Consider the following 23,281-nt stretch of genomic DNA (forward strand, 5'->3'; position numbering starts at 1 on the left):
CATGCGTACGTGATCCCGGCCGACGTCAGCAAGGACGTCGGCAGCGGCCGCATCGACCGTCGGCTGTTCGACGTCGCCGAACTGGTGAAGGACCGGTACGACGACGCGTCGACCAGCACGATCCCGGTGCTCACGACGTACAGCGGGACCGCCAAGCGCGCTGTACCGGCGGGGGCGAAGGTCACCCGGCAGCTGCCGTCGATCGGCGGCGCGGCGATGAAGGTCACCAAGAGCACCGCCAAGAATTTCATCCGTACGGCGGGATTCAGCAAACTGTGGCTGGACGGCAAGCGGCAACTACTGCTCGACCAGTCGGTGCCGCAGATCGCGGACCGGATGCCTGGCGCGCCGGGTACACCGGTAAGGGCGTCCCGGTCGCCGTACTGGACTCAGGTATCGATGCGACCCACCCCGACCTCGCGCCCCAGATCGCGGGGGAGAAGAACTTCACCACCGAGTCCGCCGACGACGTGGTCGGGCACGGTACGCACGTCGCGTCGACGATCGCCGGCACCGGTGCCGCCTCGGACGGGCGCTACAAGGGCGTCGCGCCGGACGCGCGGATCTACGACGGCAAGATCTGCGAGGTGTACGGCTGTGCGGAGTCGGCGATCCTGGCCGGCCTGGAGTGGGCCGCGAACGACGTCAAGGCGAAGATCGTCAATCTCAGTATCGGCGGCCCGGACACTCCGGAGCTGGACCCGATCGAGGAGGCCGTGAACCGGCTGACCACGGAGGCCGGCACGCTGTTTGTGGTTGCCGCCGGCAACAGTGGGCCGGGTGACGCGACGATCGAGTCGCCGGGCAGCGCGGACGCGGCGCTGACCGTCGGCAACGTGACCAAACAGGACGTGCTCAACGAGACCTCGAGCCGCGGCCCGCGGATCGGCGACAGTGCGGTCAAGCCCGACGTCACCGCGCCGGGCACCGACATCGTGGCGGCGAAGTCGAAGGACTCGACGGTCGGTGAGCCGGTCGGCGACAAGTACCTGCGGCTGTCCGGTACGTCGATGGCAACCCCGCACACCGCCGGCGCGGCCGCGATTCTCCTGCAGGAGCATCCGTCCTGGACGCCGGCCGAACTGAAGGCCGCGCTGATGGGGTCGGCGAAGGTCATGGACGACCAGACGTCGTTCCAGCAGGGAGCCGGCCGGATCAACCTCACCACCGCGATCAAGCAGAGCGTGGTGGCCGAGTCGGGCAGCGTGTCGTTCGGCAAGGCGTCGTTCCCGCACACCGACGACCAGCCGGTCATTCGTGACGTGACGTTCCGCAACCTCGGCGACGCTGCGGTCACGCTGTCGCTGTCGACGGTTCTCAACGGGCCCGACGGGGCAGCTGCTCCGGCCGGTGCGCTCAAGCTCAGCGCGGACTCGGTCACCGTACCGGCGGGTGGTACTGCGGTTGTGCAGGCGACGTCGGACACCAGCCTCGGTGGCGCGGACGGCCTGTACAGCGGGCGGATCACGGCCACGGGTGGCGGCCAGACTGTCGTCGTACCGGTCGGTGTGGAGAAGGAAGGCCCGACGTACAACCTGACCGTCAAGCCCGTCCAGCGGGACGGTACGCCGGCTGTGGACTACCTGGTCAGTGTGATCGGTGTCGACAACGACGTGGTCGCGTTCGACGTGCCGGATGCGACTGGGACGCTGACGATGCGAGTGCCGCAGGGGCAGTACCTGGTCGACACGTTCCAGGAGTTCGAGCGCGGTACGGACGACTGGATCTTCTTCAGCATGGTCGCGCCGCGCGTGCAGCTGACCGAGGACCGGACCGTCGAACTGGATGCCCGGCAGGCGAAGCCGGTCACGACCACGGTGCCGAACGCCGGCGCACAGCAGGCCAGCTCGAGCATCGGGTACGACCGTACGACCAAGAGCGGCATTTATATCAACGACGCCGGGGCTTTTGGCTCGGGCACGTTGTACACCTACAACGCCGGGCCGACGCTGACCGAGGACGAACTGGTCGGGCACGTCACGTCGCAGTGGGGCGTGCCCGGTGCAGACGGTCTGTTCACCAACACGCCGTACCTGTACGGGATCGCGAACTACTTCCCCGGCGGCTTCCCGACCGGTTTCGATCGCAAGGTGAAGCAGTCCGACCTCGCGACCGTGGACGCCACGGTGAACGCGACCGATGGCAAGCGGCTGTTCAAGATGCTGTTCCCGACCGGGCCGAACGGTGACAGCGGCCTCGCCCGGGTGATCCGCCTCGACGCCCCGCGGACCATCCGGTACTACGTCGACGAGACGAAGTACGGCTTCGCCGGCTCGACCGACGAGGACACGGACGGCTCGGACGTCCCGTTCGGGAAGTGGCACCTGGAGGGGAAGTCGATCCTCTACAAGGCCGGGCAGCACTACCAGGAGCGATGGAACGCGGCGGCGTTCACCCCGTCGACGGCCGCTGCGACACGGTCGGCCGATCGGCTCTCCGTGGCGATCTACGGCCTCACGGACGCGGACGGGCACGTCGGCTACACCGAGATGACGCCGGCCAGTACGAAGCTGTACCGGGACGGCGCCGAGGTCGGATCCAGCGACCGGTTCGGCACCGTGGAGGCCGCGGGTCAGCCGGCCGGCAAGGCGACATACAAGCTGGTGACGACCGGGACGCAGGAGCTCTGGCCCTTGTCGACCCGGACCGAGCTGGAGGCGACGTTCAGCTCGTCCGCGGACCAGCAGAGCCTGCCGATCTACACCGTCGGGTTCCGGCCGGACGTGGACGGGACCAACGCGATGGCGCGCAAGCCGGTCACCGTACTGCCGTTCCAGGTTCGGGGCGCCGCGGCGCGGGTGAAGATCGAGTATTCCGGTGACGGGGGCGCCACGTGGCGGCAGGCGCCGGTCGCGGGCGGGAAGGCGATCTTCCCGACGCCCGCCGGCAAGGCGGTCTCGTTGCGCTCGACCGCGACGGATGCGGCCGGCAACAGTACGACGCAAACCGTGCTTGCCGCCTACACCTTGCGGTGAGAACGAACAGCAGGCCCCCACTTTCGTGGGGGCCTGCTGGTGGTTTGCTGTCAGCCGATCAGGCCGAGCGCCTTCACGGCGTCGCGCTCCTCGCCGAGCTCCGCGGTCGAGGCGTCGATCTTGCCGCGCGAGAACTCGTTGATGTCCAGGCCCTGGACGACCTCCCAGTTGCCGTCCTTGGTGGTCACCGGGAACGACGAGATCAGGCCCTCGGGGACGTCGTACGAACCGTCGGAGACGACCGCCATCGAGGCCCAGTCGCCCTCGGCGGTGCCCTTCAGCCAGTCGCGGGTGTGGTCGATGGTGGCGGCCGCGGCGGAGGCTGCCGACGACGCGCCCCGGGCCTCGATGATCGCGGCGCCGCGCTTCTGCGTGGTCGGGAGGAAGTCGTTCTCCAGCCAGTCCTGGTCGTTCACCACCTCGGCGGCGTTCTTCCCGGCGATCTCGGCGTGGAAGATGTCCGGGTACTGGGTCGCGGAGTGGTTGCCCCAGATCGTCAGCTTCTTCAGATCGGTGACGTGCACGCCGGCCTTCTTGGCGAGCTGCGCCATCGCCCGGTTGTGGTCGAGCCGGGTCAGCGCCGAGAACCGCTCCGACGGGATGTCGGGGGCGTTGCTCTTGGTGATCAGGGCGTTGGTGTTCGCCGGGTTGCCGGTGACCGTGATCCGGACGTCGTCGGCGGCGTGGTCGTTGAGCGCCTTGCCCTGGACCGTGAAGATCGCGCCGTTCGCCTCCAGCAGGTCGCCGCGCTCCATGCCCTTCGTCCGCGGCCGCGCACCCACCAGCAGCGCGACGTTGACGCCGTCGAAGACCTTGTTCGGGTCGTCGCCGATCTCGATACCGGCGAGAGTCGGGAACGCGCTGTCGTCGAGCTCCATCACGACACCCTCGAGCGCCTTCAGCGCCGGGGTGATCTCCAGCAGCCGCAGCTCCACCGGCGTGTCCGGCCCGAGCAGTGCACCGCTCGCGATCCGGAACAGCAGGCTGTACCCGATATTCCCTGCGGCCCCGGTAACGGCCACCTTCACCGGTGTAGTGCTCACGACTCGCTCCTAGCTCATCCGATTGTGTGCTTCGGACGCTAGCAAGCCCCAGGCCCGCACCCAACGCTGGGGCACCACCGACTTGCTCACACCGTCCTTGAGCACCCACCAACCGTTTTCACCGGTCGCGGACGGTTGGTGCGTGCTCAAAGACGGGGGCTGAGAGGATGGGCGGGTGGAGCGGCGGACCGGGTCGGGGATGGCCAGCGTTGAAGCGCAGGGGGACGGGACGTTCGTGTTGCGGGTGGACGGGTCGCCGCAGTCGCAGGTCGATCTCGCGGATCCGGCGAACCTGCCGTTCGAGTACATGCGGCGGATCGGGGACGTGGTCGACGCGGTCGCTCCGCGGCGGCAGCCGGTTGCCGTACTGCACGTCGGCGGCGCGGCGCTGAGCCTTCCGCGGTACGTCGCCGTGACGCGGCCGCGCTCGCGGCAGATCGTGCTCGAACCGGACGAGGACCTGACCGAGTTCGTTCGCGAGGCGCTGCCGCTGCCGAAACGGTCCGGGATCAAGGTGCGGCCGGTCACCGGGCGGGCCGGGATCGCCGGCGTGTACGACGACTCCGTCGACCTGGTGATCCTGGACGCGTTCGAGCATGAGGCGGTGCCGGCGAACCTGGTGACGGCCGAGTTCTTCGCCGAGTGCGTCCGCGTGCTGCGGCCGACCGGCGTACTGGTCGCGAACCTCATCGACGGGAAGGCCGGGCTGCCGTTCCTGCGGCGGACGGCGGCGACCGTACGGGACGTGGTCGGGGCCGGCGTCGTGCTCGCGGAGCGGAAGATCCTGCGGGGCAAGGGCTTCGGGAACGTCATCATGGTCGCGTCGCCGCAGCCGGTGCCCGACCTGACGGCCGCGGGCCGCCGCGCGCAACCGCCGTACGACGTGATGCCGCTCCACGAGCTCGCCGGCAAGGCCGCGCCACTGACCGACGCCGAAGGCTTTGTCACCCCCCGCGCGCCGGCCTCGGTCTTCCGCAGCTGACCCTGTACCGCCAGGCAGGCAGAAGTGACCTTTCGAACCATAAAACCCGACCAAATCCGGGGTTCTGCCTGCGTGGCGAACCGGCTCCCGTTCCGCGAGACGGGGCGAAAGCGGGACGGGGCGGGTGCGGGAGTGCCTACGCGGTTCGTAGGGGTGGGAGGGTGGGTCGTCGGGTGGTGAGGCGGTTTAGGGCGTTGGTTGCGGCGGCGCGTTCGGCGGGGGTGGCGCCTACGGTGCGGACCAGGTGGTCGAGGCGGTCGCGGCCGGGGAGGCGGGTGCCACCCAGCCAGGCTTGGATAGTGGCCCGGGGGATCCCGGTTGCCTGCGCGAGTGCGCGCAGCGACCGTGGCCGGACGAGCGCCGCGAGTGCAGTGCCCAGCTCTGCCAGGGTTTCCGCGTGATTCAGCAGGTCGACGAGGTCGCGCGGGTCGCGGCTTGCGTCCTCCCACCGCCGGCGCCAGACGGGCATCAGGTCGGCAGCGACACCACAGCCGGCCAGGTACGCCGCGGTCACCTCCCAGGTCGGCAGTTGCTTGCCGCTGGTCGCGCGGATCAGGTGCGGATGCGAGTAGTGCGCGCGCTGCGCCAACTGACGGTAGCTCAGGCCCGCGTGCCGACGTACCCGTTGCAAGGCCGCGGCGAAGGCTTCGACATCCTGCACGTGATCAAACATAACTCAACATGTTTCAACAGATCAAGAGACCGTTAGGCTGGGGTCCGTGTCTGTCGCGAAGGTTGCCGCCCTGGCCTACTACCCGGTGAAGGGCCTTGCCGGGATCCCCGTCGAGAGCGCTGAGGTCGGTCCGACCGGCCTGCTCAACGACCGGCTGTTCATGCTCGTCGAGCCGGACGGGACGTTCCTGAGCCAGCGCAAACTGCCGGCCATGGCCACGTTGCGCGCCGAGTTGGCGGGTGCCGCGCTCCGCCTGTCGGCGCCGGACGGCCCGGACCTCGAGGTCGGGATCCGGTACGACGGGAAGCGGCGCGACGTCAGCTTGTTCGGGAAATGGTTCGGGCAGGGCGTGGTGCAGGACCCGGCCGCGGATGCGTGGATCACCGATCGACTCGGGACCCCGGCCGCGTTGGTGCGGGTGACGCCCGAGCACGAGCGGCCCGGCTGGGGAGCGCACCGCGGGCTGACCGGCTTCGGTGACGCGCACGCGCTGATGATCACGTCGCAGTCGTCACTCGACGGGCTGAACGCGCGGATCCTCGAGCACGGCGGGAACGCCATCCCGATGAACCGGTTCCGGCCGAATCTCGTCGTGTCCGGCTGGTCCGAGCCGCACACCGAGGACAAGGTGCTCCGGATGACGGTCGGCTCGGTCGAGATCGGGTACTCGGCGCGCGGGATCCGCTGCGCGGTGCCGACCGTCGATCAGGCGTCGGGCGCCAGGTCCGGGCCGGAACCGACCCGGACGCTGGCGACGTACCGCCGCGAACCCACCTACGGCGGCGGGGTCAGCTTCGGCATCAAGGCCGCAGTACTTGCCTCCGGCAACATAAGCGTCGATGACGAGATCGTCGTCCAGGAATGGATCCCGGCCGGCACCGACCCCGCCGAGCCCACTGGTTAACAGCCGACGCGTGCACGGCCGGTGACTGCCTTGTAGGTGCAGGTGTCGAAGGTCTTGCCGGCCGGGGTCTGGAAGCGGGCAGTGTCGCCGGTGTTGTTCCAGACGTACCAGCTCTGGTTCCAGTAGAGCGTCAGCGCCCGGTTGCGGTTCTTGCCAGTACGGACGATCACGGTCGACCGGCCCGGCAGGACGTACCCGCGCGGGAACACGAACACGTGGTTCGCCGCATCCAGGACCCGGAACCCGGACAGGTTGATCGGCCGCGTGCTGATGTTCCGAACGGTGAAGAACTCGTTGTTCAGTTGGGCATTCGTACGGGTGTCCGCCCCCGGCGGGTCGTACTGGATCCCACTGAGCACGGCCGTGATCGCCGCGTCGGCCGTCAATGGTGCGAGTACTGCCGTACCGGCCAGCACCACGGCGGCCGTTGCCGCGGAGAAGAGCGTGCGAAAGCGACGTACGAACAAAGGAATGTTCCCCCTTGGCAGTGGGCCGATGTCCCCCGGCCCGATGAACGCGAACTGCCGGTTCCCCCCGGCGGTCGCACACGCTAGCGGTCACGCTCTGTGCTCGTCAAGCCCTCAATCAAGGGGGGTTGTGACGCCGTGGTCGAGGAGCTTGACCCGGCCCTCCAGGCCGGCCGCACGGAAGGCTGCCACGAAGGTGCCGGGGCCCTCGGTGAAGTGCGTCCAGCCTTCGGTGTGCACCGGTACGACGGTTGCGCCGTCGAGGATGCGTGCGGCCTCGACCGCGTCCTCCGAGGTGAGGGTCAGGTTGGCGCCGTCGAGCAATGCCGTACGGGCGGCGCCGGCGAACAGGATCGCGACGTCGATGGACGGGAAGCGGTCGGCGATCTCCTTGACGTACCCGAGCGAAGCGTTGTCGCCGGACACGTAGACGGTCGGGATTCCCTCGCCCTGCAGGACGAACCCGGTGACGACCCCGAGAAGCTTCTCGGCGCCCTCCGGTCCGTGCAGTGCCGGTACGCCGGTCACCGTCACGACGCCGCCGTCCGGCCTCGGGAGATCGATCGACTCCCAGTTCTGCAGCCCGCGGACACCGTCGATGCGTTCCGCGGCGCCAGGGGTCGAGAGGACGGTCGGGATCGACGGCAGCAGTGCGCGGCCAGCGTCGTCGAGGTTGTCCTTGTGCTCGTCGTGCGAGACCAGGGCGATGTCGATCGGGCCGAGTTCGGCGACCGGGATCGCCGGCCCGGTCAGCTTCGTCATCACCCGGCCGCCGGGGAGTTGGTAGTTCCGCGGCTCGTCGAAGGCCGGGTCGATCAGGAACGTCAGGCCGCCGAGGTTCAGGACGGCGGTCGGGCCGCCGATGTGCGTGAGCTTCATGACTACGATCCTGCGCGCCGGCGGGCCGGGTCGCCATTGGCCCGGGAGCCATAGTTACCGAAGATCGGGCCATAATTATCCCCATGCGTACTGTCGCGGTCTTCGCGTATCCCGGGATGAGCCCGTTCCACCTGTCGGTGCCTTGCCTGGTCCTGGGTGAGCGTCGCGGTCTGCCGGCCCGGTACGACGTACAGGTCTGTGCGGAGACGCCCGGATCGTTCCCGACCAGCGCCGGGTTCGGCCTCACGGTGGAACACGGGCTCGACGCGATGGAGCGGGCCGATGTGGTGGTGCTGCCGAGCTGGGAGCCCGGGCTGGTCGCGTCCGACGTACTGCTGGAGGCGATCCGGCGCGCGCACACGCGAGGGGCGACCGTCGTGGGGTTGTGCGTCGGCGCGTTCCTGGTGGCCGAGAGCGGGATCGCCGCGGGGCGCGAGGTGGTGACGCACTGGCGGTTCGCCGAGGAGTTGCGGTCGCGGTACCCGTCGCTGAAGGTGCGCGCGGACGTGCTGTGGTCGGATCAAGGAGACCTGGTGACGTCGGCCGGTACGGCTGCCTCGTTGGACTGCTGCTTGCACCTGGTCCGGATGCACCACGGGTTCGAGGTTGCGGAGAAGGTTGCCCGCGACATCGTGGTCGCGCCGCATCGGAGCGGTTCGCAGGCGCAGTACATCCCGGTGCCCGTGCCGCCGGATCCGGCCGACGACGTGATCGAGAAGGCGATGGTGTGGGCGCGGGCCCGGCTCGACCAGCCCGTGTCGCTCGACGAGTGGGCCGGGGCGGTCGCGTTGTCGCGCCGTACGTTCACGCGGCAGTTCCGGGCGCGGACCGGGAGCTCGGGGCAGGCGTGGTTGTTGCAGCAGCGGCTGGACCGGGCGCGGTTGTTGCTGGAGACAACCGATCTGTCGATCGAGCGGATCGCGGCGGAGAGCGGGTTCGGCAGCAGCGATGCGCTCCGGCACCATTTCCACATCCTGCTCGGTACGACGCCGCAGCGGCACCGGCAGGAGTTCTACAGCAGCACGAGCAGGATGTAGATCACCGGCGCCGCGAAGGTGACGAGCAGGATCCAGGCCATCATCCGGTGGCCGGGTTTGCCGCGGTCCAGGGACGAGGCGAAGTACAGTACGGCGCCTTCCTCGGTGTGCCGGCTGAGCCCCATCTTGCGGGCCTCGTCGGGCCGCGGATCCGGCCGCTCCTCGCCGAACGCGTCCGGGTGGATCCCGAAGTGCGCCGGCCCGGCCCGATCATCACCCTCGAAAAACATCCAGCCTCCCGCAGGTTGGTGGACCAGGTTGTAGATCCATGGTCGCACCAACCCGCGAGAACAGCGCCGAACCACTACGAGAAGTTCGCCACCCAGGCGTAGCGCGTAGTCGTCCCGCAGAGCAGCGGGCAGAGCAGGCCGCTGTCGTGAGGGGCCGAGCCCGTGCCGACCCCGAGGGTTGTCAGACCGCAGTTCAGAACGGTGCTCTTGCTGTTCTTCATGATCTGGTTGTAGGCCTGCTGCACGGTCATCTTGTCGCCGCCGGCACCTGCTTGCGACCCAGAGCCACCGTTCAGGTTGCTGCCCGACGACGCTCGGCTGCCGGCCGTCGACCGCGCACCATTGGTGAGGCTCGGGTCTTCCTTCAGCGAGGCGCAACCGTTGTTCACGCGGGCGTTGTCGATCATGTCGAAGAGTTGTTGCTCGGTGCCCTGCATGCCGCCGTCGACCGGGGGTGGTGGGGTGGTTCTTGTGGGGGTGGGGCTCGGTTTGGTGGTGGTGACGGTGCGGCCGGGGGAGGTCGGGGCCGTGGTGGGGTCGGTCGACGACGGGGCCGAGGTGGGCGCCGTGGTCGGGTTGCGGGTCGACTCCCTGGTGGGGGTGTCGGTGGGGGTGTCCGTCGGTGAGTCGGTCGGACTGCTCGTCGGAGTCGCCGAGGGAGTGTCGGTCGGGGTCGCGGACGGCGTACCCGTCGGAGGTGCCGTGGGGGTTGGTGTCACCCGGGCCGACGGGGTCGAGACGGCGGGCTTCGTCGACGGGGTGATGTACGTGTCGTCCGTCCGCGTCACCATCGGGATCGAGGCGTCGGCCGGGTCGTTCTGCGGCTGGTGCAGCAGGATCCACGAGATCGGCGTGATCACCACGATGACCGAGGCAACCGCGATCAGGGTCCGCCGCCCGCGCGAAGCCCGTCCGCCGGCCGCCACCCGAGCAGCACTCCGCCGTCCCGGCCCAGACCCCTCACCTCCAGCCCCACCGGACCCGGAACCCCCGGACCCGGCGCCGGAACCTCCGGACCTACCCGGCCCAGAACTCCCACGCCCGCCGGCCCCAGAACCACCGGCCCCAGCAACATGCGAACCTTCGCCGGCCGAGTAAGCCCCCAGCCCACCAGCACCCGCACCTGCGGATGCCTGTCCGTACGCCGACTCACCCGCGGCCGCGCCGCCGGACGCCTGTCCGTACGCGGACTCACCCGCGGGCGTGCCGCCGGGCGTTTGTCCGTACGTCGACTCGCCGGCTCGTGCGCCGAAAGCACTTCCGGCACCATCGCCGAGCCTGCCGCTCGCCGTCCCAGCGCCCACGCCGTCCGCGAAGCCGGCAGACGCTGCCCCGGCCGCGTACTCGGATGGGGTTGTGGTGGTTGGGGGTTCGGGTGTGGAGGGGGTGGTGGGGCGGCGGCCGGCGGTGGCGCCGGTGGCCGCTAGGTCGCCTGATGCGGTGCTGGCGCTGCGCGCGGCAGGTGCTGCTGAGGCGTCGGCCGGCGCGGCGTCCGGTGGCGTGTAGGCGGCAGGCGCGGAGGGCGCAAGCGCGTGGTCGGCCCGCGCGGCGGGGGTGGAGGCCGCGGGGGTTTGGTCGGGTGGGGTGGAGGTGGCGGCGGGGCCTAGGGAGGCCCAGTCGTCGGCTGCTCGGCGGGTCGACCAGGTGCCGGCGGTTTCGCCGAGACCTTGCGGCGCGCCTGCTCCGTCGCCCGTTGCGGTTCCGCGGGTTACATCTGCGTCGCTTGTTGCGGGGCCGCGGGCGGCTCGGCGGGCTCGGGACGGAGGTTCGGCGTCGGCGCCGATCGACTGCTCGACCCACGACGGCGAACCTGCCGGTCGCGCACTCGACAAGCCCTGCGAACCAAGCCCACCCTCGCGCGCACCCGACAGCCCGCCCGAAGCAAACCCGCTTTCGCGCGTGCCTGGCAGGCCCCTGGACGCGTCGGTGCCGGCCAGGTCTGGTGCGTCAGGGGTGGTGTAGCTGGGCAGGGCGCCGCGCGGTGCGTACTGCGGTGTGGCTGGGCGGGACTGGTTGCTCCCGGCCCAGAACGGCGACTCGTTGCCGCCGCCCTTGGGCGCACTCGCCCAGAACGGGGATTCGTCGCTGCGCGGTGCGTAGCGCGGTGGTTCGGGCGGTGCGGGCGGTGTGGATTCCGCGGGCGGAGTGGACCGGTTGCCGGAACGCGACGAGCGGGAGGCCGCTCGGGTCGCCTTCCTCCGGGGTTTGTACCGGCCGTTGCCGGACTCGGACATTATTTCGTTGTTCCCTTCAAAGTCGCGCCCCCACGACGTTCCTCGTCGTCGAGGTGGCCCTCACAAGCCGCCTCACCGGAGCCCCCCAGGAACGTCCGGCAACATGACAAGGACGGATCTACCCGCAGCGACCGACCGGCAACCGGTCGGACATTGTGGCTCTGGGACAACGTTCCAGCCACACTCGGTGCCTTCGGCACAATGACATCCATGACGACAACCACCATGGCGCCGGCCCTCAGCTTCGGCCGAAGTCCTGGACCCAACTGCCCGGCCCGTAGTCGGATTTGACCCGGCCGGCGTCGTACCCGATGCCGATCGTGGTGAACCGGCAGTTCAGGATGTTCTTGCGGTGCCCGTCGCTCTGCATCCAGGCGGCGACCACCTTCTGCGCGCTGTCGTACCCGGCCGCGATGTTCTCGCCCCAGCTCGACCCGCGGTATCCGGCGGCCTTCATCCGGTCGCCCGGATCCCGCCCGTCGGGGCTCGTGTGGTCCATGTAGTGCCGGCGGACCATGTCCGATGCGTGCGCACCGGCCGCCTCGACGAGTGCACTGTCCAGCCGGAGCGGGCCGCAGCCCTGCTGCTGACGGATCTGGTTCGTGTACTCGAGGACCTGCCGCTCCTGCGCGTTCGTCCCGCCACCACCGGTCGGTGGCTCCGACGTGTCCGTCGGCGTCGGGTCGGACGTACGGGTCTTGGTCGGCGACGGCCTGCCGGTCGGTGTCGTACTCGGCCGGCCAGTCGTACCGCGGGTGGTGCGCGGCGTGGTCGGACGTACGGTCACGGTCGTCACGCCCGTCGTAGGCACAGTCGGCCCGGTCGGCCCGGTCGGCGTCGTGGACACACTGCTGGGCGAGTCGCTCGGCGTACCGGAGGTGGCCGGCGTACCCGAGGTCGAGACCGAGCTCGGCGTCGGCGCCGCGCCGAGGGCCGGTGTGCCGACCACGGCTGTCGTCGTCGTGCCGTTCGGCAGCGTCTTGGTGATGGTGATCAGCGGCGTCCCGGCCGTCGTACCCTCAACGGCCGAACCGTTGTCGAGGCGGGTGTCCTCGGAGACGTTGAGCACCTTGGCGGCGCCGTCGGCCTGGCTCGTGTCGTGCGACATCAGCCAGACGACCGGTCCGATCGCGACCAGCACCGAGAGCGCGCTGACAACCGGAGCGACCAGGCCACGGCTCCGCCTGCGAGCTCGTCTGCTGCCGCGGTGCCGCCGGGGGGTGGGCGAATCCGTCATGGGGTGGGCGAATCCTCTTCGTTTCTTCGTGTTGCCGAAACTGCGCGTCGTTCCCCGTGGTCCAGCCAGGTCCCCCCTGGTCACCGAACAGCGACCTTAACCGACGCGCGAGGTCATCGTTACAGAGACGAGAGGCCTCTTAACGATTCCTGAAGAAAACGATTGACTGAACGTCGCCGCGCCGCCTGGACTTCCCGGCGATCAGCCGCCGAAGTCCTGCACCCAGCTGCCGTTGCCCCACTCCGGTTTGACCTGGCCGCCGTCGTACCCGATGCCGATCATCGTGTAGTCGCAGTTGAGGATGTTCGCGCGATGCCCGGGGCTGTTCATCCACCCGGTCACGACCGCGGACGCGGAGGTGTAGCCGACGGCGATGTTCTCGGCCATCGCGCCGCCGCGGAACCCGGCCGCCTTCATCCGGTCGAACGGGCTGCGGCCGTCCAGGCTGTCGTGCGCGAAGAAGTGCTCGGCGACCATGTCGGCCGCGTGCGCCTCGGCCGCCCTGGTCAGCGATTTGTTGAACGTCAGCGGGCCGCAACCGGACTTCGCCCGCTGCTGGTTGGTCAGCGTGAGCACCTGCTGCTCGACCGTTCCCGATCCACCGCCCGGCTTCGGCGGCTTGGTCGTCTTGGTCTGCGTCGGTGTGGGCGTCGCGGTGTGCCGCGGTTTCGGTGTGTACGTCGACTTGCCGGGCGTCTTCGTGGCAGTACGCGAAGGAGTCTTGCTCGGTGTCCGCGTACTGCCCCGGCTCGGCGCTGTCGTGGATCTGGTCGGCGTCGGGATCGGCGTCGGTGTCGGTGTCGTACGGGACGGTGTGTACGTCGGAGTTGCGGACGATGCGTCGTCACTCGCGGGAGCGACCGACGTGATCGGAGTCTCCTGGCCGGTCGCCTTCGGGTTGTCGGTCTGGCGTACGACGAACCACCCGACGCCGCCCAGCAGGACAAGGGCCGACAACGATGCGATCAGCGGACCGGCCACGCCGTTGCCGGGGGACCGTTTGTGGTTCGTCATGCTGAGCAGCCTTGCCCAGGTCAGCGCTTGCCAACTCCCCGAGCACCAGCCACTTCACGAACCTTTGACTATGGCAGTCGTTTGAAAGGAAGGAGAAGAAATCCCGCTTCGCGGGGGTTGGGGGACGTCAGCGGGAGCGGGCGATGACGATGTCTGCGACGACCTTCCAGCCCAGGCTGCGGTAGAGCCGGAGGCCGTCGATCGACGCGATCAGGATGCCGCGCTTGGCGCCCTTCGCCGCGGCCGTCTCGACCAGCGACGCCATCACCGCACTGCCGAGGCCGCGCCGGCGGTGCGCCGGATCGGTCTCGATCCGGTCGGCCACGGCGTCCTCACCGACCACGGCCATCCGCCCGCTCGACACCACGCCGCCGTGCTGCGTGGCGCGGGTGATGATCAGGTCGTCCTCGAGCTCGGTGTGCAACGCGTAGCGTTCGTGCAGCTTCAGCGCCGGCTGCTCCGACAACTGGATCGTCATCAGCCAGTCCTGGTCCTGCTGGACCTCGAGACCGAGGTCCTCGAGCTGCTCGATCCGGGCTTCCTTGTCGTCGGTGGCCAGCGTGATCCAGCCCGAGCCACGGCCGCCGCCGTCGGCGAAGGCCAGCTGGGCGGCGCGTTCCACCCGATCCGGTTTGCCGTCGGCATCCAGTACCACGTACTCCGTCGGGCGGCTCTCCTCGCCGGCCCGGACGATCAGGATGCCGTCGTCGGCGTCCTCAACCGTGGTCCAGCCCCGCGAGACGGACCACCCGGCCTGCCAGCGGCGGACGAGTTCCTCACGATCTCTCACCCGTCGATTCAAGCAGCCCGGCAGCGCGACGGCGAGGGGAACCGGTGTCGCGTGACACCAACTGGCCGTAAACCACTGCCTGCGGGCGGTGACCAATACTCCCCCACGCTCGCGCAGGTCAACCCTTCGGGCCGCCCCCACACTCCAACGGATATCCATCCGCGTTGCGGGTTCTCCACTGGAATGCGAGCAGAGAAGCCACAACAGGAGTGGATATCCGCTCCTGTTGGGGGGCGCCGCTCAGTCGGTGGCCGGCGGGGTGGTGACCGGCGGGGTGGTGGTTTGTGGGGCGGTGTACTCGTCGGCGAGCAGGTCGTAGGTGAGCATGTTGTCGTAGCTGCCGTCGCGGCGCGGGTCGGCCTGGCGTTCGTTGCCGACCTTGGTGAATCCGTTGATCTCGGCAACGTGCGCGGAGGCGGTGTTCGCGTCGGCGCAGCGCACGATCATTCGCCGGCGCCCGAGGCCGCCGTCCTCGATCGGCCTGAACGCGTGGCTCAGCAGCAGTTGGACCGCGGTCGTCATCACCTGGCGGCCGCGCGCGGCGGGGTGCATCCAGTACCCGATCTCGCCACGGGTCTTGTCCATCCGGCCGCCCAGGCCGAAGACGCTGACATTGCCAAGGAGTTCGTCGGTCTGCGCGTCCGCGATCGCCCACGCGACTGCCTCACCGCTCGCCGCGGCCTCCGAACGGGTCGTGATGAAGCCCAGTGCGTCCTCGAGCCCGTACGGCGACGGCATCCCCGTCAGCCACAGCTGGGTCCGCTCGTCGTTGCACGCCTCCATCACCCGCTGGGCATCCGACTCGCGCAACGGCCGCAGCCGGATCCCGTCGCCTTCGAGTACGGGCACGGTCCACCAGTTGCCCTTCGGCTCCAGCGGGTCGTCGCGCCCGATCGTCGCGACCCATTCGTCCTTGCGGACGCCACGGGCGCGGCCGCCGCCCGGGATCGTCACCAGGTCGTGGAACCCGACCTTCCAGGCGACCTTGCGGCTGCCCAGGTTGCCGACGAACGCCCGCCAGATCACGCGCTTCCAGCCCAGCTCGTCGAACGCGTACCGGACGACGAGCTTGAGCGCCCGCGTCATCACGCCCTTGCCGCGGACCTCGGGCGACACGGCGAAGCCGACCTCGCCGACGCCGCCCTCACCGTCGTGCAGGTCGATCGTTCCGACGTACTGGCCGTCGTACTCGATCACCCAGCCCCACGCGGTGTTCTCACGCCAGCCGTTCGGGACCAGCTGGGTCAGGAAGTTCACGGCGTGCTCGCGCAGGTACGGGAGCGGGATCGTGGTCCACTGCTGCATCTCCGGGTCCTGGCAGAGCCGGTACGCGGGGTCTACGTCGGCCGGTGTCGCCGCACGCAGGGTCACCACGTCGTCGGTCAGCACGGGCACGTCTTCGGGAAAGCGCATGCTTCAGGGTGACTCGCTGCCACCTCGTCGGCAACGCATTTCACTGACACGAAGACGTTTCGACACTAGGCTGTGGAGCGTGAACGCAGCCGGAGCAGAACCGCCCCGCGGGCGTGGGGGCCAGTTGGCCGCCCAGCGGCAGGCCACGATCGTTGCCGAGGTCAACAGCCGCGGTGCGATCACGGTCGCCGAGCTGGTCGACCGGTTCGGCGTGTCGGACATGACGATCCGGCGCGATCTGGACGCCCTCGACTCCAGCGGCCTGCTGCACAAGGTGCACGGTGGCGCGACGTCGGTCGGTCTGCGCAGCGCGCACGAACCGGGCTTCGACGCCAAGCTGACGCAGGAGTCCGCGGCCAAGCAGGCGATCGCTGCAGAGGCCGCCACCCGCGTGCAGCCGGACAGCGCGATCGGCATCGGCGCCGGTACGACGACGTACGCGCTCGCCCGTCAACTGCTCCGCGTGGAGAACCTGACCGTCGTCACGAACTCGGCCCGGATCGCGGACGTGTTCCACGGCAACGGCCGCTCGGATCGCACCGTCGTACTGATCGGCGGCATCCGGACGCCCTCGGATGCATTGGTCGGCCCGATCGCCACCGCCGCGCTGGCGTCGCTGCACCTGGACCTGTTGTTCCTCGGGGCGCACGGCGTCGACGCCGAGCACGGGCTGAGCACACCGAACCTGATGGAGGCCGAGACCAACCGGTCGTTCATCGCCGCCAGCCGCGAGGTGGTCGTGGTCGCGGACCACACCAAGTGGGGGACCGTCGGTCTGAGTACGTTCGCGAACTGGCCGGATCTGGACGTGATCGTCACGGACAACGGCCTCTCGGCCGCCGCCCGCAAGGCGATGCGCGACACCGGCTGCGACCTGATCGTCGCGTCCTAGCCCGAGTCGCGTCCTTACCCGAGTCGCTTCCTAGCTGACCCGCGAAGCCCCCGCGGACGGTGTCGCGGCGAGTGAGGTCGGGGCCGTGAAACCGTGCTCCGCAAAGGCTTTCTCGATCGCGGACAGCACCGCGTCCGCCGCCGGCGCCTCGACCAGCGCGATGATGCAGCCGCCGAACCCGCCGCCGGTCATCCGCGCACCGAGCGCACCGGCCTCAAGTGCGGTGTCGACCGCGACGTCCAGCTCCGGAACGGTGATCTCGAAGTCGTCGCGCAGCGAGGCGTGCGATGCGGTGAACAGCGGACCGACCTCGCGCAACTTCCCGGCGTGCATCAGCGCGACCGCGTCCTCGACCCGCCGGATCTCCGTCACCACATGCCGTACGCGACGCCGTACGACGTCGTCGGACAACCGGGTCAGCGCATCGTCGAGATCCCCGAACGCAATCGATCGCAGAGCCGGTACGCCCAGCTCGGCGGCCGCCTGCTCGCAGCTCTTCCGGCGCGCGGCGTACTCGCCGTCGACGTGCCGGTGCGGTGCCTTCACGTCGACGACGAGCAGGGCGAGGTCGTCGGCCGGCGGGTCGAACGGGATCTGGTCGGTAGACATCGCGCGGATGTCGAAGAACAGCGCGTGGCCCGCGGTGCAGCACATCGACGCCATCTGATCCATCAGCCCGACCGGCGCACCGACGTACTGGTTCTCGGCGCGCTGGGCGAGCCGGGCAACCTCGGCCGGGTCGACCTCGATGCCGCGCAACCCGAGCAGCGCGACGGAGGTGGCACACAGCAGCGCGGCGGACGACGACAGGCCTGCGCCGGACGGGAGGTCGGAGTCGACGAGCAGGTTCGCCCCGCCGATCGCGTACCCGGACTCGCGCAGCACCCAGGCGGCACCAGCGGGGTACGCGGCCCAGTCGCCCACCGAACCCGGGGCCAGCTCGTCGAGCGCGAACTCGATCACGCCGTCGTGCCCACTGGACGCGACCGCGATCCGTCCGTCGTCGCGCTTCGACGCGGTGATCAGGATCCGGTTCGGCAGCGCGATCGGCAGCACGAGCCCGTCGTTGTAGTCGGTGTGCTCACCGATCAGGTTGACCCGGCCCGGTGCCCGCCAGCTGCCGTCCGGCGCCGTACCGAAGACTTTCTCGAAGGAGCTCACGAACCGGCCTTCCGCAGGGTCTCGGCCACGTCTTCCGGCCGGGTGTCGCTGATGAATGCGCCCATGCCGGACTCGGAGCCGGCCAGGTACTTGATCTTGTCCTTCGCGCGCCGGATCGACAACACCTCCAGGTGCAGGTAGCCGAGCTCGCGGTCGACCCGGACCGGGGCCTGGTGCCAGGCGGCGATGTAGGGCAGCGGCTCGCCGTACAGGCCGTCGAGGCGGTGCAGGACGTCGAGGTACAGCTCGGCGAAGTCGTCGCGCTCGCCGACCGACAGTTCGTCGATGCCGCCGACCTGGCGGTGCGGGTACAGATGCACCTCGACCGGCCAGCGGGCGGCCTCCGGGACGAACGCGGTCCAGTTGCCGTTCTGCGCGACGACGCGGGTGCCCTCCTTGCGTTCGGCGGCCAGGACGTCGGCGAACAGGTTGCTGCCGGCAACCTCCTGGTGCTTGCGGGCCTGCGCCAGCAGGGTCCGCATCCGCGGCGGGACGAACGGGTAGGCGTAGATCTGGCCGTGCGGGTGGCTGAGCGTGACGCCGATCTCGCGGCCGCGGTTCTCGAACGGGAAGACCAGTTCGACGTCGTCGCGGGCGCTCAGGTCGGCGGTCCGGTCGGCCCAGGTGTCGACGACCAGCCGCGCCTGACCCTGCGACAGGCCGGTGAACGAGCCGTTGTGGTTGCTCGTGAAGCAGACCACCTCGGTCCGGCCGGGGCCGGCGAAGGACGGGAACCGGTTCTCGAAGACGGCGACGTTGTAGTCGTGGTCCGGGATCTCGGTCGGGTTGCCCGGCTTGCTCGGGCAGAGCGGGCACTGGTCCGCCGGCGGCAGGTAGGTCCGGGTGTTGCGGTGCGTGGCGTACGTGATCACGTCACCGGTCAGCGGGTCGGTGCGCAGCTCCACCTGGGGCTGCGGGGCGGGCAGGCCGCGGGTGTCCTCGAGCGGTACCCGGACCGGCGCGTCGGCCGGGTCGTAGTAGATCAGGTCGCGGCCGTCCGACAAGGTGGTGTCGGTACGGCGTACACCGCGCGGTGTCTTCATCGTGTGACCTCCCCGGCCGCACGCTGCGTCCGGCCAGGAATCATCGTAAACCAACAAACTCGAACATGCATCGTGATACCCGTCGCCGGTAGAGTAGCTAGATGGACGACTACGCCCAACGCCCGCCCTCTCGGCTGTCTACGAGAGGGCGCTAGGAACTCCGACCCATGAACGACACCCTGCTGAACATCGTTCTGATTCTGGTCTTCGTGCTGATCGGCGGGGTCTTCGCCGCCGCCGAGATGGCCCTCGTATCACTGCGGGAAAGCCAGCTGAAGGCCCTCTCCCAGCGCGGCAAGCGCGGCGAGATCGTCGCCAAGGTGGCCGCCAACCCGAACCGCTTCCTGTCCGCCGTGCAGATCGGCGTGACCCTGATGGGCTTCCTGTCCGCCGCCTTCGGTGGCGCGACGCTGGCCGACGGCCTCTCGCCGCACCTGCAGAACCTCGGCCTCCCGGAGTCGGTGGCGGACACGGTCGCGCTGATCCTGATCACGATCCTGATCTCGTACGTCTCGATCGTGATCGGCGAGCTGGCCGCGAAACGTCTCGCGCTGCAACGGGCGGAAGGCTTCGCGCTCGCCCTCAGCCCGCTGGTGGACCGGATCGCGTCCGGCGCCCGCCCGGTGATCTGGCTGCTCTCGCGGTCGACCGACCTGGTGGTGCGCGCGCTCGGCGGCGACCCGAACGCGAACCGCGAGGTGATGAGCGACGAGGAGCTCCGGGACCTGGTCTCGGCGAGCGAGTCGCTCGGCGAGGAGGAGCGCAAGATCGTCGACGACGTCTTCGAGGCCGCCAGCCGGCAGCTCCGGGAGCTGATGCTGCCGCGCACCGAGGTGGACTTCGTCGACGCCGAGATGCCGGCCTACAAGGCGGTCAAGTTCGCCGCCGAGCGGCCGCACTCGCGGTACCCGGTGATGAACGGCTCGGCCGACGACATCGTCGGGTTCGTGCACGTCCGGGACCTGTTCGACCCGGCCGTCGCGTCCCGCTCGGTCCGGGTCGGGGACCTGGCGCGCGACGTCCTGATGCTGCCCGACACCGCGAAACTGCTGCCCACGCTGACCGAGATGCGCCGGCGCAGCACGCACCTCGCGATCGTCCTCGACGAGTACGGCGGTACGGCGGGCATCGTGACGCTCGAGGACCTGGTCGAGGAGCTGATCGGCGACATCAAGGACGAGTACGACGAGGAGCCGGCCGAGACCACCCGGCTGCGCAGCGGCGACATCGAGGTCGACGGCCTGCTGAACCTCGACGACTTCGCCGACGCCACCACGATCGAGCTGCCCGACGGCCCGTACGAGACCGTCGGCGGCTTCCTCGCCGCCCGCCTCGGGAAGGTTCCGTCGACCGGCGACGAGGTCCAGCTGATCGCGCACACCCTGACCGTCACCGAGATGGACGGCCGCCGGGTCGCCCGCGTCCGCCTGCACCTGGTCACACCGGCTGAGGAACAGTCCGAGTCTCCAGCGCCTGTCGCCGAATGAGGACGACCAGCCCGCCGACGACGTACCCGAGGCCTTGGAAGACCAGTACCGGGATGATGCCGACGATGTCGCCGAGCAGGCCGGCGGCGGCGATGCCGAGCAGTACGGCGACGCTCTCGGCGGCACCGACAGCGCCGTAGATCCGGCCGCGGGTGCCGTCGACGGTCAGGTTCTGGAAGACGGTCATCATGCCGGCGACGGTGAGCGCTCCGGGCAGGCCGACGACGATCATGCAGACGAACGCCGGAATCACACTCTGCGATGCCAGCGGGTAGAGGAACAGCGCGGTGTCGATCAGCCCGAACGCGAGTGCACCGATACCCCACAGGCTCGCGGCCGGCCAGCGGGATCCGATCGCGGCCGCGACCAGTCCACCGACGATCCCGCCGATCGCCTGCGACGAGACGATCAGTCCGTACACCTGCCCGTCGCCGCCGATCTCGGCGCTCACGAACGGCGCGAACAGCGTGCTCATGATGCCCTCGCCGAAGCCGGTGACCAGGCAGAACACGAAGAACAACCGCATCGCCGGACCCGCGACACACAGCCGCAGCCCTTCGGTCCACTCCTCCTTGAGCCGCTTGATCGCGCCGCCCGCCGACTCCTCGTCGTGCTGCGGTTTCGCGTGCCGGTGCCGCATCCCAGCGACCAGGACAACCGCAACCAGGAACGTCGCGGCGTCCCCGAGCGCGAGCAGGGTGAGCCCGCCGGCCGCTGCCAGTACGCCGCCGAGCGCCGCGCCGATGAGCCGGGCGAGGTCGCGGATCTGGCTGTTCAGCGCGTTCGCGGTCACCAACTGGTCCGCGTTCACCAGCACCGGTACGAGTGACTGCTCGGCCGGCGTGAAGAACTGCTGCAGACAGCTCTGCGCGAGCACGACGCCGTACACGATCCAGATCGTGCTTGCGTCGTGGACGGCGATCAGCGGCAGCAGGACCACCGCGTTCAGGACGTTCGTCACGATCATGGTGGTCCGCTGGTTCCACCGGTCGACGAAGACGCCGGCCAGGGAGCCGAGCAGTACGGCGGGCAGGAACGACGCGAGCAGCAGGCCGCCCGAGGCCAGCGTGGATCCGGTCAGTACGTACACCTGGAACGCGAGTCCCGTGCGCAGCAACCAGTCGCCGATCAGCGAGATCAGCCCCGCGCTGAGCATCAGCCGATAGTCACGCTGCCGTACCAGGACGCCCCACAAGTCCTTCATGCTCTTACTCCTCGGGCGAGATCGTGACGATCTGGGTCATGGAGACGTGCCTGCTCCCGGGCGGACGGGTGGACTGGTCGTCGATCGGTCGCTCGTCGACCCAGTGCTGGATCAGGGCGTCGATCTGGGTGACGAGCTCGGCCAGCTCGTCGCCGGTCAGGTAGAAGCCGCTCTGGCCGATGCCTGCGTGCTCGCGCCAGACCTCGTCCTCGGACGGGCGTTGCTGCTGCCACTGGCTGAGGCGTTCCAGTGCGCGTTCGGCCAGCAACTGCTCGAGTACCTCGGCCGCCGCGGCGCCCTCGGGAGTTCGGGCGGCATCCCGCCAGGACTGCGAGGTCGACACCAGTCGCCAGGGCCGTTCCCGGTTGTCCTTGCCGGGCGCGGGCTCGACGAAGTCGTACTTCGCCAGCTGCCGCAGGTGATGTGACGCCAGCGCCTGACTGATCCCGAGCCGCCGCGCCGCCTCGGCCGCCGTCAGCGGCCCCTCGCGCCCGAGCAGCGACTGCAGATCCAGCCGCACCGGATGCGCCAGCGCCCGGATCGCCAGCGGATCGTCGAGCAGCCGGGCCCGCCGCGGATCGTTCTCCAAAGACATGCTTGGAATATGCATTGGACCCGATGGCGATGTCAAGCCATTGCTTGGAATGTGGTGCGGCGTGCCGAAGAACGGGTAGTGGTCCGCCCTCATCCGGTGGTGCGTGGCCGACTGCGGTGCGGCGCGGCGGCGCGGCGGGGCCGACCGGGAACCACTACCCGTTCTTCGGTACGGCGTGCTCGTGGAGCCAGCGCAGGGCGGGTTCGGCCTGGGTGAGGATGGTGATGTGGCTGAGGGCCTGGTGGAGGTCCAGGGTGGCGGTGGGGAGGTGGGCGGCCAGCCATTCGCCGTGTGAGCTGGGGATGATGCGGTCGGCGGTGCCGTGCTGGAGCAGGACGGGCGCGGTGATGGTGGTCGGGTCGCAGCCCCACGGGACGACGTACGAGCAGTCGTCGTCGACCGCGCCGTCGGGGCCGTTCGGCATTGCCTTGTCGCCCGCGACCGAGCCGAGCCAGCCCCACTCGCCTGCGAACAGTGCGAGATCGTCGTCGGTGAACTCCGGGTCGTACTCGACGGACTCGTTCTGGAGGCGTTCCGCGCGCCCGGCGGCCGCGGCGTGCAGCGATGCGAGACCCGACGGGATCATGCCGTCGTACCAGTCGAGACCTTCGGCGGAGTACGGCGCGATCGCGGCCAGTGTGGCGACAGCGGTGACCCGATCGCCCAGGACCGCGGCCGCGCCGAGCGCGAACGTGCCGCCGCCGGAGTAGCCCATCAGGGCGCAGGTCTCGATGCCGAGTGTGTCGAGGACTGCGATGAGGTCGGCCGCACCCGATGCGACCGTGCGACCCGGATTCGGTGACGAGCCGCCGTAGCCCGGTCGGTCGAACCCGATCCAGCGGATCCCGAGCCGTTCGCTCATCGCGGCAAGCGGCGCGGGCGGCGTACCGAGGTTGGGTGTGCCGTGATGCCAGACGACGGTCAGCTGCGCGTCGCCGCCGGGCGCGCTGTCGTACCCGTGCAGCACTCGTCCGTCGGCCAGCCGGAAGTCGATCTCGTCCATGCCGCGAAGCCTAAATGC

The 23,281-nt window shown here is 69.7% G+C and carries 21 protein-coding genes; 6 read left to right on the plus strand and 15 right to left on the minus strand.

Features of this window, described 5'->3' with window-relative positions; translation table 11 throughout:
* Positions 1 to 275 precede the first annotated feature (275 nt).
* Positions 276 to 2,975, plus strand: a complete 2,700-nt coding sequence (locus ACGFI6_RS39980) for a S8 family serine peptidase (protein WP_393127921.1) — start codon at positions 276 to 278, stop codon at positions 2,973 to 2,975.
* Positions 2,976 to 3,025: 50 nt separating this feature from the next.
* On the opposite strand, the gene ACGFI6_RS39985 is transcribed toward ACGFI6_RS39980, so the two are convergent.
* On the minus strand, positions 3,026 to 4,018 hold the full coding sequence (locus ACGFI6_RS39985; RefSeq protein ID WP_393127922.1) for a malate dehydrogenase: 993 nt from the start codon (positions 4,016 to 4,018) through the stop codon (positions 3,026 to 3,028).
* A 175-nt stretch (positions 4,019 to 4,193) separates the two neighbouring features.
* Between ACGFI6_RS39985 and ACGFI6_RS39990 the strand changes: the two genes are divergently transcribed.
* The gene (locus ACGFI6_RS39990; RefSeq protein WP_393127923.1) at positions 4,194 to 5,000 is read left to right on the plus strand and encodes a spermidine synthase; all 807 of its coding nucleotides are present in this window, start codon (positions 4,194 to 4,196) and stop codon (positions 4,998 to 5,000) included.
* Between the two features lie 136 nt (positions 5,001 to 5,136).
* Here the strand turns inward: ACGFI6_RS39990 and ACGFI6_RS39995 are convergent, their stop codons facing one another.
* Positions 5,137 to 5,661, minus strand: coding sequence for a helix-turn-helix transcriptional regulator (locus tag ACGFI6_RS39995; RefSeq protein WP_393127924.1), 525 nt, complete (start codon positions 5,659 to 5,661; stop codon positions 5,137 to 5,139).
* A gap of 58 nt (positions 5,662 to 5,719) precedes the next feature.
* Here ACGFI6_RS39995 and ACGFI6_RS40000 point away from each other — a divergent pair, with 58 nt between their 5' ends.
* Positions 5,720 to 6,577, plus strand: a complete 858-nt coding sequence (locus ACGFI6_RS40000; RefSeq protein ID WP_393127925.1) for an MOSC domain-containing protein — start codon at positions 5,720 to 5,722, stop codon at positions 6,575 to 6,577.
* Here ACGFI6_RS40000 and ACGFI6_RS40005 read toward each other — a convergent pair.
* The gene (locus tag ACGFI6_RS40005; RefSeq protein WP_393127926.1) at positions 6,574 to 7,044 is read right to left on the minus strand and encodes a lamin tail domain-containing protein; all 471 of its coding nucleotides are present in this window, start codon (positions 7,042 to 7,044) and stop codon (positions 6,574 to 6,576) included. The genes ACGFI6_RS40000 and ACGFI6_RS40005 overlap by 4 nt on opposite strands.
* A 114-nt stretch (positions 7,045 to 7,158) precedes the next feature.
* Positions 7,159 to 7,923 (minus strand): MBL fold metallo-hydrolase, encoded by a 765-nt coding sequence (locus ACGFI6_RS40010; RefSeq protein WP_393127927.1) that lies wholly within the window; start codon positions 7,921 to 7,923, stop codon positions 7,159 to 7,161.
* An 83-nt stretch (positions 7,924 to 8,006) separates the two neighbouring features.
* Between ACGFI6_RS40010 and ACGFI6_RS40015 the strand changes: the two genes are divergently transcribed.
* The gene (locus ACGFI6_RS40015) at positions 8,007 to 8,960 is read left to right on the plus strand and encodes a GlxA family transcriptional regulator (RefSeq protein WP_393127928.1); all 954 of its coding nucleotides are present in this window, start codon (positions 8,007 to 8,009) and stop codon (positions 8,958 to 8,960) included.
* On the opposite strand, the gene ACGFI6_RS40020 is transcribed toward ACGFI6_RS40015, so the two are convergent.
* The 6 genes from ACGFI6_RS40020 to ACGFI6_RS40045 all read right to left on the minus strand — a co-directional run bounded on the left by ACGFI6_RS40020 (position 8,936) and on the right by ACGFI6_RS40045 (position 15,878).
* Positions 8,936 to 9,190, minus strand: a complete 255-nt coding sequence (locus ACGFI6_RS40020) for a hypothetical protein (RefSeq protein ID WP_393127929.1) — start codon at positions 9,188 to 9,190, stop codon at positions 8,936 to 8,938. The two genes, ACGFI6_RS40015 and ACGFI6_RS40020, sit on opposite strands and share 25 nt — an antisense overlap.
* A gap of 74 nt (positions 9,191 to 9,264) precedes the next feature.
* The gene (locus ACGFI6_RS40025) at positions 9,265 to 11,424 is read right to left on the minus strand and encodes a hypothetical protein (protein ID WP_393127930.1); all 2,160 of its coding nucleotides are present in this window, start codon (positions 11,422 to 11,424) and stop codon (positions 9,265 to 9,267) included.
* 238 nt (positions 11,425 to 11,662) lie between these two features.
* Positions 11,663 to 12,661 carry a CAP domain-containing protein gene (locus tag ACGFI6_RS40030; RefSeq protein WP_393127931.1) on the minus strand — a complete coding sequence of 333 codons (999 nt, stop codon included), beginning with the start codon at positions 12,659 to 12,661 and terminating at the stop codon, positions 11,663 to 11,665.
* Between the two features lie 201 nt (positions 12,662 to 12,862).
* Positions 12,863 to 13,675, minus strand: coding sequence for a CAP domain-containing protein (locus tag ACGFI6_RS40035; protein ID WP_393127932.1), 813 nt, complete (start codon positions 13,673 to 13,675; stop codon positions 12,863 to 12,865).
* Between the two features lie 127 nt (positions 13,676 to 13,802).
* Positions 13,803 to 14,465, minus strand: a complete 663-nt coding sequence (locus ACGFI6_RS40040; protein WP_393127933.1) for a GNAT family N-acetyltransferase — start codon at positions 14,463 to 14,465, stop codon at positions 13,803 to 13,805.
* 240 nt (positions 14,466 to 14,705) lie between these two features.
* The gene (locus ACGFI6_RS40045) at positions 14,706 to 15,878 is read right to left on the minus strand and encodes a GNAT family N-acetyltransferase (protein ID WP_393127934.1); all 1,173 of its coding nucleotides are present in this window, start codon (positions 15,876 to 15,878) and stop codon (positions 14,706 to 14,708) included.
* Positions 15,879 to 15,957: 79 nt separating this feature from the next.
* Here ACGFI6_RS40045 and ACGFI6_RS40050 point away from each other — a divergent pair, with 79 nt between their 5' ends.
* The gene (locus ACGFI6_RS40050; protein ID WP_393127935.1) at positions 15,958 to 16,770 is read left to right on the plus strand and encodes a DeoR/GlpR family DNA-binding transcription regulator; all 813 of its coding nucleotides are present in this window, start codon (positions 15,958 to 15,960) and stop codon (positions 16,768 to 16,770) included.
* Positions 16,771 to 16,800: 30 nt separating this feature from the next.
* Here the strand turns inward: ACGFI6_RS40050 and galK are convergent, their stop codons facing one another.
* Both galK and galT read right to left on the minus strand, forming a co-directional pair.
* The gene (galK, locus tag ACGFI6_RS40055; protein WP_393127936.1) at positions 16,801 to 17,931 is read right to left on the minus strand and encodes a galactokinase; all 1,131 of its coding nucleotides are present in this window, start codon (positions 17,929 to 17,931) and stop codon (positions 16,801 to 16,803) included.
* On the minus strand, positions 17,928 to 18,974 hold the full coding sequence (gene galT / locus ACGFI6_RS40060) for a galactose-1-phosphate uridylyltransferase (RefSeq protein WP_393127937.1): 1,047 nt from the start codon (positions 18,972 to 18,974) through the stop codon (positions 17,928 to 17,930). Before galT ends, galK begins: the two co-directional genes overlap by 4 nt.
* Positions 18,975 to 19,141: 167 nt before the next feature.
* Between galT and ACGFI6_RS40065 the strand changes: the two genes are divergently transcribed.
* Positions 19,142 to 20,461 (plus strand): hemolysin family protein, encoded by a 1,320-nt coding sequence (locus ACGFI6_RS40065; protein WP_393127938.1) that lies wholly within the window; start codon positions 19,142 to 19,144, stop codon positions 20,459 to 20,461.
* Here ACGFI6_RS40065 and ACGFI6_RS40070 read toward each other — a convergent pair.
* From ACGFI6_RS40070 to ACGFI6_RS40080, 3 genes are all read right to left on the minus strand, one after another.
* On the minus strand, positions 20,412 to 21,665 hold the full coding sequence (locus ACGFI6_RS40070; protein WP_393127939.1) for an MFS transporter: 1,254 nt from the start codon (positions 21,663 to 21,665) through the stop codon (positions 20,412 to 20,414). The two genes, ACGFI6_RS40065 and ACGFI6_RS40070, sit on opposite strands and share 50 nt — an antisense overlap.
* A gap of 4 nt (positions 21,666 to 21,669) precedes the next feature.
* Positions 21,670 to 22,260, minus strand: coding sequence for a helix-turn-helix domain-containing protein (locus ACGFI6_RS40075; RefSeq protein ID WP_393127940.1), 591 nt, complete (start codon positions 22,258 to 22,260; stop codon positions 21,670 to 21,672).
* 154 nt (positions 22,261 to 22,414) lie between these two features.
* Entirely contained in the window at positions 22,415 to 23,263 is an 849-nt protein-coding gene (locus tag ACGFI6_RS40080) for an alpha/beta fold hydrolase (RefSeq protein ID WP_393127941.1), read from the minus strand.
* Between the last annotated feature and the right edge of the window lie 18 nt (positions 23,264 to 23,281).

Source organism: Kribbella sp. NPDC048928, from assembly GCF_043197975.1.
Taxonomy (GTDB): Bacteria; Actinomycetota; Actinomycetes; order Propionibacteriales; family Kribbellaceae; genus Kribbella.